The sequence below is a fragment of the Hyphobacterium sp. genome, assembly GCF_965229905.1.
GTDB lineage: Bacteria > Pseudomonadota > Alphaproteobacteria > Caulobacterales > Maricaulaceae > Hyphobacterium.
Genome location: NZ_OZ245930.1, coordinates 2,253,995 through 2,268,255, shown reverse-complemented (window position 1 = coordinate 2,268,255; position 14,261 = coordinate 2,253,995). Strand labels below are relative to the sequence as shown.

Sequence of the window (14,261 nt, the reverse complement as noted above, 5' to 3'; positions counted from 1 at the left end):
TCAACTGCGCCGCACCGGTTAAGGAACGCCTAACCCACCGGTGGCCGCGGCCCGGCGCAGGAATCATACCCGAATGCGCCGATTAAAAGACCATCACGATCGCGAACAGATTCATAGACATAGCAGGCATCACCACGCGCCGGCATCTGTGAGCGGACGAAGATCGGATCGGCCTCACCGAGCCTGACATCAACGGCGCTAAGCGGCACCACGGCATTGACGCGCTCATCGTTGATGGTCACGCATTCCCACCGATTTCCCGCGTGATCTGCCAGCCGCACAGCCGTACCGCTGGGCGTCGAATAGGCAAAAGTCACATGCTCGGCTTCTTGCCTAAGTTCGTTAACGCACAGATCGATCGCCGGCATCCAATCAGCCAGATAGTTCGACCAGCGGTCGTTCGCGGCGGTCTCGGTGGCGCAACCGCTGTAGCGGTCCCGTCCCATGACCAACGTCACGAAATAGGATTGGCCGGCGCCGCAAGGCCCCGCTTGCAACATGACAAACACATCGCTGCCCTCATCGGACTGTCCGCTGAAGCGCCGGACGCCACCATCCAGATAAGGCTCCTCCATCGCCAGTATGCCCTGCGCCGGTCCTGAGCTGCCCTCAAACGAAAATTCGACGTCAATTCGGGTATCCGATGCCGTGTAAAGCATCGCGCCGCGCCAATCCGGCTCGCCGCCCGCCATCTCGTAGCCGAAATGGCTGTCCGGCAATTCCTGGCTGCGGGCGGGCGCATAGTCGAACGCCTGACTGGCCAGCGACCCCTCAGGGCTTGTGGTCGCACAAGCCGTCACGCTTGCGGCAATCAACAGCACCCCAAACAAACGTTTCATTTATTGAGCCCCCACCCGATAATCGTCGTAGCGGAAGGATCATGCCATGAAGCGGCTTCGCTTGCACCCATACTCACGCCGCGGCTCGATAAACGACAGCCGCCGACTTCCTCAGGAATCTCCGCAGCCGCTGAAACCTCATGGCAGGTCAGGCTAGGCCCCGATGCGCATCGCGGTGATCGGATGCGGGATGGGCGGCATGGCCAGTGCGATTCAGCTGGCGCGCCAAGGTCATCGCGTTACGGTGTTCGAAGACTTTGCTTCGCCCCGGCCGCTGGGCGCCGGCTTGCTGTTGCAGCCCACCGGATTAGCCGCATTGGATCGCCTCGGCCTTCGCAGCGAGGTCGTGCAGCGAGGGGCGGAAATTGAAGCGTTGGACGGCCGCAGCCCGGCCGGCCGTCTGATCATGGATCTGCGCTATCAATATGGCCGCCAAGGCGACATCGGCATCGGAATTCACCGCGCAACTCTGTTTGACGCGCTATTCACAGCCTTGCAAGAATCCGGTGCCGAGATTGTCACGGGCAAGCCTATCGTCTCGATCCGTGGCCCCGAGAGCCCGTGCTTGCAATCGTCGGAGGGGGATACCGGTTCATTCGACGCAGTGATCGTGTCGGATGGAACGCAATCGCGTTTACGTCAGGACATTTGCCCGGCTGCACGTGCACCGATTTATCCTTGGGGCGCGGCGTGGACCATCCGGCCCGATTTGGACGGCAGCTGGCATAAGCAGCGGATTCTCGCACAGGTTTATGCCGGCACACGTGTCATGATCGGCGTGCTGCCGGTCGGCGAGGATCCGGCCAATCCTTCCGGGCCGCCATGTGTGAGCCTTTTCTGGTCGCTGGAAACAAAAAATTTTGAGGCGTGGCGCCAGGCCGGCCTTCAACATTTTCGCGCGGAACTTGCCAGCTTCTGGCCGGAAGCAGACCAACTCCTCAACGATGTCGACTCGCTCGCCGAGTTCACCACGGCAACCTATCGCGACGTGCGGTGCCGGCACTGGTCTAGCGGAAAGGTGATCATGATCGGCGATGCGGCACATGGTGCCAGCCCGCAGCTCGGCCAAGGCGCCAACTTGGCCATTTGCGATGGGATTGCCGTCGCAGACCAGCTTCAAGACGCTGCGCCATCGCGCGCATTCATTGCTTTCGAGAAGAAACGACGCGCCACGATCCGCTATTACACGTGGATGTCCTGGGCGTTGACGCCAGTCTTTCAAGGTCATGCGAATTGGATCGGCTGGATACGGGATCTCTTTTTCGGCCCGATTTGCAAGCTGCCAGGAACTCGGCATCTGATTTCATGGACGCTGACCGGGCGCGGCCGATGGCTCTGGTGAATCAGGCCCCGTCGCGGAAATAGTCGGCCAGATAGTCGACAAACAGCCGGACGCGGTGCGCCAGATAGCGGTTCGAGGGGAATACGGCCCAGACATCGCGGTGATCGGGTTCCCAATCCGGCAGCACCGGCACCACGCGTTTGGCTTTCAAGGCATCGCGGGCGGCCCAGCTCGGGCTGCACGCAATGCCAAGCCCCTGTGCCGCCGCTTCCACTGCCGCACTCGCACCATTCAGGGTCAGCCGGCCATTGATCTTCACCTCTTCGGATTGGTCGGCCCGGGTGAAGCGCCACAATTGCGGCGCTGGCTTGTTGCGATCAATGATGCAGGCATGGGCCGCGAGATCCGGCGGCGCCATCGGCGCACCGGCCGCCGCCAGATAGTCGGGCGAAGCCACAACCGACATGCAGGCCGGCGCCAATCGCTTGGCGATCAGGCTGGAATCCGCGAGATGGCCGATACGCACCGCGACATCGAAGCCTTCGTCGACCAGGTCGACCATTCGGTCAGCGAGCGACATGCGCACGTCGAGACCCGGCCATTTCCGCATGAACCCGGCGATCGCCGGCATCAGGATCCGGGCACCGAAATCGACCGGCGCCGAGACCCGAAGCGTTCCGGCAGGCGCCGCCTCATCTTCGGCGAAACCCTCTTCGATAACCTCAAATTCGCTCAACCACGGCCGGATGCGTTCCAGCAAAGCCTCGCCCGCCTCGGTCAGGCGCACGGACCGGGTGGTCCGTTCCAGCAGCCGCGCCTGAAGACGGGATTCCAGCGCCGTGATCTGTTTCGACGCCGCGCCGGGTGTCATCCCCTCACGATCGGCGGCCTTGGTGAAACTGCCCAGCTCGGCAACCGAGACGAACAGGCGGAGCGTGTCGATTCTGTCCATGCCGCCGATGTAAACAGCCCGGACAGGTTTCGCTAGATCAATCCGCGTCCTCGATGAAGCCGTGATAAGCATTCGAGGGTTCGCCTTCGCTGTCGAGATAAGCCGATTTGTGCTGTGACAGGCGGTCGTCGCGATAGTGCGCGACGGTCCGTTCTTCCGCCGAGAAACCGTATATTTCAGCTGAGTTCAGCCCCAGAATGCGGGTCTTCAGTTCGCCATCCGAAGTGCCCAGCGGAGGCAGGCCAAATCGGTTTTGCAGGTCTTCGTCGACCTCTATCCGGCGAAACGCCTCGATTTGCCATTGCGGAGACCCCCACCAGACCGCATCGCTGCCCCAGAGGACCCGGTCGGCGCCGAGGCCGCGCGCGAGAATGGACATCAGCGCAGCCGCCAGGCGAGGCTGGGTGATGGCACCCTGCCCGAAACTCGTGCCCACATCCGCATAGACATTGCTGACGCCATAGCGGGCTGGAATCTCCGCCAGCTCGCTCGCCCATTCCATCCGGCCGGTTTCCTCGAATGATTGCACAAAACCCGGATCGAACATCACCACAGGGCGAAGCGCAGCGTGATAGATGATGAAGTTGAGCTGCGGCCAATCTTGTGCCGCTTGGCCGACATCGTCGACCGTCGCATACGGCCAGAGGTCGGGCATGCGCGTTGCGTAATCGGCAGGCATCAGCCCCTTGTGAATGCAGACATTGGTAATGCCCGCCTCAACCATCCGCTCGTAAGCCGGATAAACCAGCTCCTCATCGTCCAGCCGCCAGGGCGCAACCGATTGCGGCGAGAGCGGGTCGCCCACCGTATAGCCTTTCCAGGAAATGGGCCGGTGCACCTCAATCGCCTCGTCCAGCGCATCGCGCCAGCCATCAATGCCCGGATGGAAAGCGGCATGGCCCATTAACCGGCGGGAACCGGCGGCAGAATTCAACCGGGCAACGTCGCGCGCGATCTGCTCATTCGTGAGGAAGCGCCGGCCTGGATCATCAGATGTAGCTGTGGACACGATGCCGACCGTCGTGTCGGAATCGAAATAGACCTCCTTCACGAAGTTCAGGAATTTGACGTCCTCGAAATCCGGCGCACGTTGCGGAATGCCGTCAGCCTGCATCATTCGCGCGGCGTTCCGGAAACCGAGAATCCCCGGCCATTGGTATTCGTCGTGAACGAAATGCAAATGACCGTCGAAAATGAACTGGTCAGCATGGCGCTGCGCCCAATCGGCGCCGGCATCGCCGTCGGACAACTCATCCTGAGCCATGGCATAGGCCGGGCCGAACACGGAATTGAGCGCCGCAAATGCCGCCGCCATCCCCATGCTCGAGCGTAGAAAAGCCCGGCGGCTCAAGCCGAATCGGGGCGCCAGCTGGTCGGCGATCTCCCACAGAGCCCCCTCGACGCGGCGCTGACTTTCCGTTTGCGGCAAAGGCGAATACTCACCGTTCGACATGATCCGCGTCGGGATCGGCAGTCCGGCTTCCGCCGGTCCCGCAAAACGCGCCTTTGCCTTTTTGTCGGCCTTGAACCATTCGCTCATGCATTGTCTCCCTCGCTCAAAGCCAGCCTAGACCGCAAATCCGGAAACCCGGCATGAACTCGGCTTAATCGGATGGTAAGGCATTGAATTCTAAGAGCTCCGTCCAACCGCGCTGGGAGGCAATTGCCGCGAAGATCGTGCCATCCTCCGTCGCCAGTTCCGCGTTTGCGCCCCGCTCGAGAAGAATCCGCGCGGCATCCTGTGACCCTTCGAAGGCCGCCCACATCAGCGCTGTGCCACCCATCAACCCTTGGGCGTCCGGATCGGCGCCGGCGTCCAGCAAGGCGCTAACCGTCGCCGATTCCCCACCAATAGCCGCGAGATGCAGCGGAGTGAGCGAGAGCGCGTTTTCCTGCGAGACCCGGTTTACATCGGCACCCGCATCAATCAGCGCCGCAACGGCGCCGGCCTGCCCCTCGCGGGCCGCCTCGAACAGGGCCGAGAAACCGATCGCATCTGGCCGGTCCACATCATAGCCGCGGCTTGCCAGCCAGCGGAGACTGTCGGCCGCACCGTTTCTCGCGGCAGCCTGAATGGCGGGCCGGCCGGCAAAATCGCGCGCAGCGGCAAGGTCGATTTGCGTGGAGAGCCCATCAAGCGCCGTGATGTTTCCCTCGGCCAGCGCTTCGGCAAAGGCTGTCTCGGCATCGCCGCGTACGGGGAGTTCGCCGCGATGTTCGAGCAGCAAGCGCAGCGCGGCCTGATGACCGCGGCGCATGACAATCTCGACGGCATTGCCATGCCCGGTGAGATCGGTATCAGCGCCCGCGTCCAGCAGGCGCTCGATCGCCGCGACATGGCCATAATAGGCCGCCCAGTTGATTGCCGGATCGCCCATCGCATCGGTTAGATCGACCTCGGCACCGGCGGCCAGCAGAATATCGATCAGGCGCGGATCATCCCCGCCGGTTACCCACATCAGTGGCGTGGCGCGCAACCCGCCCGGCTGGCGCTCATTCGGATCCGCACCGGCCGCCAAGGCCTGTTCGAGCCCGTCCGCATCGCCCGCGCCGATCAGCGCAAAGAGATCGGCATCCTGCCGCGCCGCCACGGTGTTGGCCAGCGAAACGATGAAAACAAATAGTGTGACAAGCTTCATGATGGTCTCCCCGGAATCCGCGTCAGCATAGCCAGGCGCCCGGGTATTGCCGGTCACGATCGCGTCAATTCATGCCCTGAACGGCGATGACCTCCATCACCAGCGGCGTCGTCAGAATGCTCAGCGGATCATCAGCACGCTCCTGGACAACACCATGAAAACGCTGGGCATCCTCCTTGGCGAGGAAACCAAGTTCGACGAGCCGGTCAATGCCATCGGATTTCAGCCAGCCTACTGGCCACTCCCAGACCATTTCGCCGGGCCGCGTGGTGAATATGTGGGGCGTCAGATACTCGGTCGACCAGCCCGCTTCCGCGCACATCGCCGGCAGCTGTTTGGCAATATTCGGCTCCCCGCCAAACGCCCGCCAGCTGGCTTTCACCGCCTGGATGAAGCGGTCCTGGACCGGGTCCGCCGGATGAAATCCGAAGGTTTCATAATGGCCGTATTCATGCGCCACGAAGACGCCGCCGGACCGCAACGATTTCGACAGCCGCTTCAACAGATCCGCCGGCCGCGGCAAGAACGACAAAACCCAGCGTGACCAGATGAAATCAACGCTGTCGGCTGGAAGGTCGAGCGCGCCGAGATCAGCCTTGACCGTGCGGATGTTGGAGAGCCCGCGGGCCTTCGCGCCAGCCTCGACGGCCCGCAGGAACAGATCAGATTGATCGACGGCGATCACCTCGCCCTTCGGCCCCACGAGCTGTGCCAGATCGAAGCTGGCATGACCGGGCCCGCAGCCAATGTCGAGCACGCTCATGCCCGGTTTCAGGCCACCGCGCCGCCAGGCCGCCAGCGCCCGTTCGCGCCAGATCGCATGCTGCTGGCCCAAGCGGGCGATTTCCCGTTCGCTGGCCCCGATGATGTAATCGTCCTCGGGAAGTTGCGCCTGGCTCATCGACTTATCCCCATAATTTGCCGCCGCCGGCCTCCTCCTCCTACTACTACTACTACGACTACTACGATTGCGACGCCGGTGCCGACACCCGGAAACGGACAATCGCCCGGACAGCAGTTATACTGTCCCGGGCGGCAGTTTATCACCGGCAGAACCGGCGGGGATACACGATGTATTGCGAAAAACGGACGCGCACGATGGGCCGCTTCGACGCCCCGCAGTGAAGCTCTCCGTTCGGCGCTGACCGACCCGATCAGCGCTCGACGAAGACAAACCGGTAGCTGCCGTTCCAGCCGCCATAATTACTGCTCGAAACGCCGTAGCGGGTCGAACCGGTATAGCGCTCTTGGCGTCCGACGATCTGAATCCAGACCGAGCCGCCCGCGTCGGTCAGGAATCCGGCATGCACGGCGGCCGAGCAAATGCCGGAATCATCCGTGTAGAGATCGCTCCCCCAGACCGAGGCATGCCGCGTACTGCCACGCGCCGGACAGTGAAACGCGAACACCTCGCCATTGCGCCCACGCAGGCTGGTCGCCGTTGTGCGCCAGTCGGCCGTCTGTGCATTCGGGTCGCGCGGCGGCGGCTGGCCACCGCCATTACCGCCATTGGCCTGACCGGGGCATTGGCCGGTATGCATGCATTCACGCAGGTAATCGCGGATCTGTCCGGCCGTGTTTGCCTGCAGCGTCTCGATATTGATGACAATCATGGTGCGCGGTGCGGACGGGTTGGCGATCTGCGTGGATTCGTCGTCGCCAAGGCAGGCGATCTGAACATGCACGGGCTGGTTCGAACTTCCCACGAGCCAGCCATCAAACTCACCTACCGTGATGGGAAGATTAAACTGTGCAACTGCGGCCGGTCCGGCCATCTGAGCGCGGCGAAAGCATTCACCTTGCGAGATATTCACCCAATTGAACTGACCCGCCGGGAATATATTCTGCGCCTGCACCGCTGAAGTTGCGCCTAGAAAGGCGATCCCGAACAGCAAAGCAATAGGAAGACAAAAACGCATGTTTTCCTCCTGTTTTTCTCAGCAAAAAACTTCCGCAGTTTCTATCAGCCCGGTGAGGCCGGCTTCAGTGGCCGTCAGTCCATTGAACGCTGTGCGTAATTCGACTGCGGCAGGCTGCAGGCCGGCCAGTGCGGCGCTGTAGGCTTCGCGATCCTGCAGCGCAAACGCATGGCGCGTCGCATTTAAAAAGTACTCGAACTGTTGGTTGGCTTGCGTAAAGCGGTAGACATAGGCGGTATATCTCTCTGCGAGCGTATCCATTTGCACGCGCATCGCCTGGCATTCTGCAGATTGGGAGGGCCCCACGGGCTGTTGAGGGTTGGAACCACGGCCACAACCGACCGGATCATATTGTGCGCCCGTGTCCGCGTCTGTAACGCCTGAACAGGTTCGGCCCTGCTGGCGCGTGCCGCAGCCAATTGGATCGTAATTCGCCCCAGTGTCGGCATCGGTATTGCCCGAACAGGACGGGCTCTGCGTTCGCGCCGTGCCGCGGCCATAACCCGGATAGTCGTAGCCCGCACCGGTATCGGCGTCGGTGACACCGGTATAATTCTGCGCAGCGGAACGGCCCGATGAAACGGCAACGGCGGCTGATCCGCTGACAAGCGCAAAGAAAGAGCGTCTGCTGACCCGTCGCTTGATCATCAATCCCCCCATGATTTACGTTAGCGTAATTTATAGCATAGAATGATTCCGCCCAAACTATAAATTAGGTCGATTCTGGATCGACCAATTTTGTCTAGTTTTAGGGACAACTTATACTTATAATCACCGCCAATGCATAACCGCCAGTCTCGCCGGCTTTCCGATGCGGCGGCGCGTTTAGGACAATCAGCCGGTTTCGCGCCGTCCGAAGCCGTCACGCGGCTGTGACGCTATCTGTCGGCGATCAGGAGCCGGTCTCAGTGCCTGGCGAATAAGCCGGCTGACCGGAGGCGGGAACCGGCGCCTTCAGCGCCTCTTCGACGTCCTCGTATTCATGGTATTCCAGACCCGGATCGCGCAGCGCATCGCGTGACCCGTCCTGATTGACGATATCGGTCTCCTCGTCGCGCGCCGGTTTTGAAATTTTGCGCCAAACAATTCGCCTTGGCCGATCGCATCATCGATCGGCATGAATCCGGTGTTGCCACCACGATCCCGCCGCTCGTACTCCGTTGCATGTTTCGCGCAATCGTTGGCTGCGGCGGTTTGCCGCCGGGACGCCGCCGCGCGCCGCACGCAGCCCGTGATAGGCTGTTGCCAACAGGCAAACGTCTGGCCTGATCCGATGGGAGGCTGTCATGAAGCGGGATATCAACGAGTTGGTGACCAAAATCCGCGATCTCGAAGCCGAGCTGGAAGAAAAGCTGATCGAGCGGCGCCGCGACCTGCAATTCAAATGGACCAACAATCGGGCGGTCTTCAGCCGCGAGATCGAAACCCGGCAGCGCAAACTGAAAATCAGTGCCCGGCGGTTCTTCGCCAATTCCGGTATTCTGGAGATCTTGACCTCGCCCTTCATTTACGCGGTCACCCTGCCGCTGATCCTGCTCGACATCTTTGCCAGCATCTTCCAGCTGGTCTGCTTTCCGGTCTACGGCATCCGGCAGGTGAAGCGCCGCGACTATGTCGTATTCGATCGCCATCGCCTCGCCTATCTCAACGTCCTGCAAAAGATCAATTGCACCTATTGCGCCTACGCCAATGGTGTCCTCGCTTACGTTCAGGAGATTGCTTCGCGCACCGAGCAGTATTGGTGTCCGATCAAGCATGCCGCACGGGTAAAGGGCGCACATCGGCGGTATGCAGCCTTTCTCGATTATGGGGATATCGAGAGTTATCCCGAGAGTCTGGAAGCCCAGCGCAAGGCTTTGAAGGATGAACCGGAAAATCCGTGACCGACGTGCGGCCAGCCGGCATCGCCTGACCCCCGCGTGGCAAGGCTCAACGCTAACCGCGCGTAGGAGCGCAGGTCCATATTAAAGGAAACCCAAGCCCAAACGCACCTACCGCCCGTCTCCTCCCCCTTTTACAGGTTCAGCGGCGGGCGGCGGCGCGGGGGGACGTGCCGGTGAAGGCGCTTCCCCTTTGCTTGCCCCGGTGGGTGTACCGGGACGCTCTTCAACGATGCGGATCGCTTCGTTTCGGAGCCCTTCCTCCCCGCTTCGCGGTCAACCGCGCGAACGGCTCGGAAGGATCGGTTTCCGTTGGTTTGCCCTGTGACAGGCGCTCCCCGGTGTGTTCCGATGAGTGAAGTGAACCGCCAAACCACGGGCGGGTCAATCAATGCCCACCCGGTTTTTGTGGATAAAATTCCGCTTTCTGTGGAGAAGCCGGATTCGGCCTGAAAACTCAATTATCGGGCAGCGGCATCATTCTCCGCCTTGGCCTGGACGCCTTCGGCCAACATCGTGATGCCGATCACAAAACTCAACATCATGGCCGGCGCGATAAAAGCCAACGCCACCATTCCGCGGATCGCATCGCCTCCCGCCAGAAATGCGAATACCGCCATCGCCGGCACAAAGGCCACAATCCACAAACCGCCGGCAGCCAGGTTTCGCCAGAACGTCAACTGCTGGAGTTCGTCGAGCTTGTCCAGACGGCCGCGCAATATGAGCGGCAACAACACAATGCTGAGCCAGACCACAACCGCGATGGCGATCTTGGCGACAAGCGGCAACGCGCCGGTCCGCGCCCGCGCGGCCGGAGGAAGACGGGAAGGAATAAGCGCGCCTACGCATTCAAGAACGGACTCGCGATTGTCCTGGCGAGCAAAAATTGGGCGCGCAATATTCTCGTCGTCATCCCGGCGAAAGCCGGGACCCAGTTGCGCCATCTCCACGAAATCGTCCTGGGCCAACCAGCCGGCTACGTCACCGCTGCACAGATTGCGCGCCTGTCGGCATAGTGTCACCGTCGCTCTGGGTCCCAACTTCCGTTGGGATGACGAAGGATTGGGGGCGATAGAGCCCAGGCTTCCCCTCCCCACAAAGGGGGAGGGGAATACACACAGTCCTGCCAACCTTCCGCCTCCCTCCGGCTTGACCGGAGGGCCTCCCTGGAATGCGGGCATCGAGATCCTCCAGTCCGCGCCCGCGCGGCCGGAGGAAAGCGGGAAGGAATAAGCGCGCTTACGCATTCAAAAACGGGCTCGCGCGCGTCAGGGATGACGAATTAGGACAGCCTGAAACGCCAACACTCAAAATTGGAATCGGGCATGCCTGCGTATTCCATCTATGATAGAAATTGGTGTCTGCAATCAACTTTTCTCCCCCCGTTCACGGGGGGAGTGTCGCGAAGCGACGAGGGGGGGTATGCGCCAATCCGAAGGAAAATCACGGCGTTTCGCCAAGCGTTTGCGACAGCGCATGACAAATGCCGAAACCATGCTTTGGTCGCGGCTGCGCCGCGGGTGCCTGCAGGGATTTAAGTTCCGGCGTCAGCACCCTGTCGGGCCGTATATCGCCGACTTCGCCTGCATCGAACTTCGGATGATTGTCGAGATCGACGGCGCCACACATGCCACACCGCGCGAACTCGCCTATGATGCCAGGCGAACGCGCTTTCTGGAAAGCATGGGCTGGTTTGTCTATCGCGCGACCAATCCGGACATTTATGAAAATCTCGATGGTGTGCTGGATGGCATAGCGGCGCTTCTCCCCCCTCCACCCCTTCGGGGTCCCCCTCCCCCGTAAACGGGGGAGGAGAAAGGGCGCCTTTTTTTTCCGCTTGCCGGGGAAAAACCGAACACACAATTAGCCTTTCATGCCTTGCCGGGATTTTTTCGACGCCGGATTTTCAGATCAAGGGCGCGAGAAACGCCGCTGCGCGGTTTCACCCTTGAGCTGAAAACCCGGCGCGAAAGACTGGCCGGCATGGGATGTAAGGCGGGGGATGCTTTCCCGACCTCGCGAGGGGGAGGGAAACCGAACAGCATCAGCTCACTCCCGCCTCCCTCCGGCTTGACCGGAGGGTCTCCCCGGAGCGCATGCATCGAGATCCTCCGGTTCGCGCCGGCGCGGCCGGAGGAAAGCGGAAAGCGGAAAACCCTGTGCCACCCTCACACCTCATCCTGAGGTGCGAGCGGCTCGTCCCCGCGAAAGCGGGGAAGCGAGCCTCGAAGGACGGGATAGCGAGCGCCCTGCGTGGTTCGTGGCTTTCCTTGGGGAAAGCACCTCACCATGAGGTGGGTTTGTGGCTTATCACTACGTCAGGATCGGCGGGGTGGAGTGGATGGTAGGTCGCCGCGCTGTCCCCCCACCCCTACCCCTCCCCACGAGGGGGAGCGGAAATATACGGCACCCCTAAAGCGCGACGGCGCGTCCGCAGCGTGTCCGGCTTGCCCGGACAAAGCGAGGAGCGACGACCCGGATGGGTCGGAGTATCCAAAACAAAGAAAAGCCGAACGGTTTCCCGCCCGGCTCTTCATGACAACGCTCCCGGTTCCTTGGGCTATGCTGCTTTCTGCTGACCCCCGAAACGCTTGTAGAAGGTCTCGCCCTTCGACGCCATGTCGCGCAGGAGATCCGGCACCTTGAACGGGTCGCCGAATGCCTTCGCCATCGCGTCGGCCTTCTCCACGAATTTCTTCGCACCGATCGTGTCGATGAAGGAGAGGACACCGCCCGTATAGGGCGCAAAGCCCCAGGCGAGGATGGAGCCGACATCGGCCTCGCGCGGATCCTTGACGACGCCCTCCTCCATGCACCGCGCCGCTTCGATGGCCTGGGCATAAAGAATGCGGTCCTTCACCTCCTGTACGTCCGGCTGGACGGATTTCAGACCGTCGACCGCGAACTGGTTCAGCTCGGGCCACAGGCTTTTCGAGCGGTCCTCGCCATAATCATAGAAGCCCTTGCCGGTCTTGCGGCCATAACGGCCAGCTTCGTACATGGCATTGATGATCGGGTCGGACTTGCCCGGCTTGTAAGCCTTGCCGAGATCCTTCTTGGTCTGCTCCTGGATTTTCCAGGCCAGATCGATGGCGGTCATGTCCATGAGCTCCATCGCGCCCATCGGCATGCCGGCCATGCGGGTACCGTTTTCGATGAGCGCCGGCGCATAGCCTTCCGACAGCATGGCCAGGCCCTGCTCGCCGAACCGCATCACGCAGCGATTGCAATAGAAGCCGCGCGTATCCGACACGACGATCGGCGTCTTCTTGATCTTGGTGACGAAGTCGATGGCGCGCGAAATGGCGCGGTCGCCGGATTTCTCGCCGACGATCACTTCCACCAGCATCATTTTCTCGACCGGCGAGAAGAAGTGAATGCCGCAGAAATTCTCCGGCCGCGAAGACGCCTCGGCCAGAGACGTGATCGGAATGGTCGAGGTGTTCGAGCCGAAGATCGCGTCCCCGGCCATGTGCTCTTCGGCCATCTTGGTGATCTTGTGCTTCAGCTCGGAGTTTTCGAATACCGCTTCGACGACCAGCTCGCAGTCCTTGAGGAGCGAATAGTCCGTCGTCGCGGTGATCAGCCCGGCCAGCTTTTCGGCCTTGTCCTGAGAGAGCTTGCCGCGGGACACGCCCTTGGCGAAATGATCGATCGCGTGCTGCTTGCCCTTGTCGGCGCCCGCCTGGTCGACATCGATCAGCACGACTTCCAGACCGGCCTGCGCCGAGACGGTGGCGATGCCGGCGCCCATGAAACCGGCGCCGATGACGGCGATCTTCTTGAGATCCTCGCGTTTGGTGCCAGCGGGACGCGCCCCGCCCTTGTCCAGCGCCTGCTTGGACAGGAAGATCGAGCGGATCATGTTGCGGCTTTCAGGCCGCATCAAGAGCTTGGTGAAATACCGGCTCTCGATGCGCAGGCCGGCATCGATCGGCACCTGCAGGCCTTCATAGACACAGGACAGGATGTAACGCTGCGCCGGGTAATTCCCGTAGGTCTCCTTGCGCAGCATCGGGCTGGCAGCACCGAACACCTGCATACCGCCCGGCGTGTAGACGGCGCCGCCGGGAATTTTGAACTTGTCCTGATCCCAGGGCTGTTTCGCGCCCATCGGATCCGCCTTCACCAATTTCTTGGCCTTGGCGACGATCTCGTCGAGCGGCGCGATTTCGTGCACGACGCCTTGTTCCTTGGCCTTGTCGGCATCCAGCTGCTTGCCTTGCAGCATGATCGGCGCGGCATTCATGACACCGACCAGGCGCGGCAGGCGCTGCGTGCCGCCACCGCCCGGCAACACGCCGACCATCGCTTCCGGCAGGCCCAGCTTGGCGCCGGTATCGGTTGCCATGACGCGGTAGTGGCAGGCCAGCGTCACCTCGAACCCGCCGCCCAGGGCGAGCCCGTTAATCGCCGCGGCAATCGGCTTGCCGCAGGTCTCCAGCTGGCGCAGCTGTGAATTCAGGCGGAAGGCCATGTCGAAGAGTTTCTGCTTGGCCTCTTCTTCGGAGAGACCGTCGAGATCGGCCATGCCGCCGCCCAGCTCGGAGAGGTCGGCCCCGGCACAGAAAGCCTTCTTGCCGGAAGTGATGACGGCACCCTTGATGGCGTCGTCGGAGGAAATCTTGTCCACCAGCTCGCCCAGCTCGGCCATGACGCCGGCGGACAACACGTTCATCGACACGTCCGGGCTGTCGAACGTGATCAGCGCGATGCCGTCTTGGTCGAGTTCAAACTTGAAATGTTTCAT

At 61.6% G+C, this 14,261-nt stretch carries 12 protein-coding genes; 3 read left to right on the top strand and 9 right to left on the bottom strand.

Annotation, left to right across the window (positions count from 1 at the left end; all coding sequences use genetic code 11):
• Positions 1-29 precede the first annotated feature (29 nt).
• Positions 30-839, bottom strand: a complete 810-nt coding sequence (locus ACO08C_RS11260; RefSeq protein WP_421785663.1) for a hypothetical protein — start codon at positions 837-839, stop codon at positions 30-32.
• A 199-nt stretch (positions 840-1,038) separates the two neighbouring features.
• On the opposite strand from ACO08C_RS11260, the gene ACO08C_RS11255 reads away from it, so the two are divergent.
• Positions 1,039-2,181, top strand: coding sequence for an FAD-dependent oxidoreductase (locus ACO08C_RS11255; protein ID WP_421785661.1), 1,143 nt, complete (start codon positions 1,039-1,041; stop codon positions 2,179-2,181).
• Position 2,182: 1 nt separating this feature from the next.
• Here the strand turns inward: ACO08C_RS11255 and ACO08C_RS11250 are convergent, their stop codons facing one another.
• The 6 genes from ACO08C_RS11250 to ACO08C_RS11225 all read right to left on the bottom strand — a co-directional run bounded on the left by ACO08C_RS11250 (position 2,183) and on the right by ACO08C_RS11225 (position 8,279).
• Positions 2,183-3,073: a LysR substrate-binding domain-containing protein gene (locus tag ACO08C_RS11250; RefSeq protein ID WP_421785660.1), complete on the bottom strand. Its 891-nt coding sequence runs from the start codon at positions 3,071-3,073 to the stop codon at positions 2,183-2,185.
• 37 nt (positions 3,074-3,110) lie between these two features.
• Positions 3,111-4,613, bottom strand: a complete 1,503-nt coding sequence (locus tag ACO08C_RS11245) for an amidohydrolase family protein (RefSeq protein WP_421785659.1) — start codon at positions 4,611-4,613, stop codon at positions 3,111-3,113.
• A gap of 64 nt (positions 4,614-4,677) precedes the next feature.
• A complete protein-coding gene (locus ACO08C_RS11240) occupies positions 4,678-5,712 on the bottom strand; it encodes an ankyrin repeat domain-containing protein (RefSeq protein WP_421785657.1) in 1,035 nt (344 codons plus the stop codon).
• 64 nt (positions 5,713-5,776) lie between these two features.
• The gene (locus ACO08C_RS11235; RefSeq protein WP_421785656.1) at positions 5,777-6,613 is read right to left on the bottom strand and encodes a class I SAM-dependent methyltransferase; all 837 of its coding nucleotides are present in this window, start codon (positions 6,611-6,613) and stop codon (positions 5,777-5,779) included.
• 253 nt (positions 6,614-6,866) lie between these two features.
• Entirely contained in the window at positions 6,867-7,631 is a 765-nt protein-coding gene (locus ACO08C_RS11230) for an LCCL domain-containing protein (protein WP_421785655.1), read from the bottom strand.
• Between the two features lie 18 nt (positions 7,632-7,649).
• Positions 7,650-8,279, bottom strand: a complete 630-nt coding sequence (locus tag ACO08C_RS11225) for a hypothetical protein (RefSeq protein WP_421785654.1) — start codon at positions 8,277-8,279, stop codon at positions 7,650-7,652.
• A 638-nt stretch (positions 8,280-8,917) separates the two neighbouring features.
• On the opposite strand from ACO08C_RS11225, the gene ACO08C_RS11220 reads away from it, so the two are divergent.
• A complete protein-coding gene (locus ACO08C_RS11220) occupies positions 8,918-9,514 on the top strand; it encodes a hypothetical protein (protein WP_421785653.1) in 597 nt (198 codons plus the stop codon).
• A 458-nt stretch (positions 9,515-9,972) separates the two neighbouring features.
• On the opposite strand, the gene ACO08C_RS11215 is transcribed toward ACO08C_RS11220, so the two are convergent.
• Positions 9,973-10,533 (bottom strand): hypothetical protein, encoded by a 561-nt coding sequence (locus ACO08C_RS11215; RefSeq protein ID WP_421785652.1) that lies wholly within the window; start codon positions 10,531-10,533, stop codon positions 9,973-9,975.
• A gap of 400 nt (positions 10,534-10,933) precedes the next feature.
• Between ACO08C_RS11215 and ACO08C_RS11210 the strand changes: the two genes are divergently transcribed.
• Positions 10,934-11,314, top strand: coding sequence for an endonuclease domain-containing protein (locus ACO08C_RS11210; protein WP_421785650.1), 381 nt, complete (start codon positions 10,934-10,936; stop codon positions 11,312-11,314).
• A gap of 757 nt (positions 11,315-12,071) precedes the next feature.
• On the opposite strand, the gene ACO08C_RS11205 is transcribed toward ACO08C_RS11210, so the two are convergent.
• A complete protein-coding gene (locus ACO08C_RS11205; protein WP_421785649.1) occupies positions 12,072-14,261 on the bottom strand; it encodes a 3-hydroxyacyl-CoA dehydrogenase NAD-binding domain-containing protein in 2,190 nt (729 codons plus the stop codon).

Coding starts and splice junctions, on each gene's coding strand:
- ACO08C_RS11230 (WP_421785655.1), bottom strand. CDS start 7,631: ATGCGTTTTTGTCTTCCTATTGCTTTGCTGTTCGGGATCGCCTTTCTA.
- ACO08C_RS11225 (WP_421785654.1), bottom strand. CDS start 8,279: ATGATCAAGCGACGGGTCAGCAGACGCTCTTTCTTTGCGCTTGTCAGC.
- ACO08C_RS11255 (WP_421785661.1), top strand. CDS start 1,039: ATGGCCAGTGCGATTCAGCTGGCGCGCCAAGGTCATCGCGTTACGGTG.
- ACO08C_RS11210 (WP_421785650.1), top strand. CDS start 10,934: ATGCGCCAATCCGAAGGAAAATCACGGCGTTTCGCCAAGCGTTTGCGA.
- ACO08C_RS11260 (WP_421785663.1), bottom strand. CDS start 839: ATGAAACGTTTGTTTGGGGTGCTGTTGATTGCCGCAAGCGTGACGGCT.
- ACO08C_RS11250 (WP_421785660.1), bottom strand. CDS start 3,073: ATGGACAGAATCGACACGCTCCGCCTGTTCGTCTCGGTTGCCGAGCTG.
- ACO08C_RS11205 (WP_421785649.1), bottom strand. CDS start 14,261: ATGAAACATTTCAAGTTTGAACTCGACCAAGACGGCATCGCGCTGATC.
- ACO08C_RS11220 (WP_421785653.1), top strand. CDS start 8,918: ATGAAGCGGGATATCAACGAGTTGGTGACCAAAATCCGCGATCTCGAA.
- ACO08C_RS11240 (WP_421785657.1), bottom strand. CDS start 5,712: ATGAAGCTTGTCACACTATTTGTTTTCATCGTTTCGCTGGCCAACACC.
- ACO08C_RS11245 (WP_421785659.1), bottom strand. CDS start 4,613: ATGAGCGAATGGTTCAAGGCCGACAAAAAGGCAAAGGCGCGTTTTGCG.
- ACO08C_RS11235 (WP_421785656.1), bottom strand. CDS start 6,613: ATGAGCCAGGCGCAACTTCCCGAGGACGATTACATCATCGGGGCCAGC.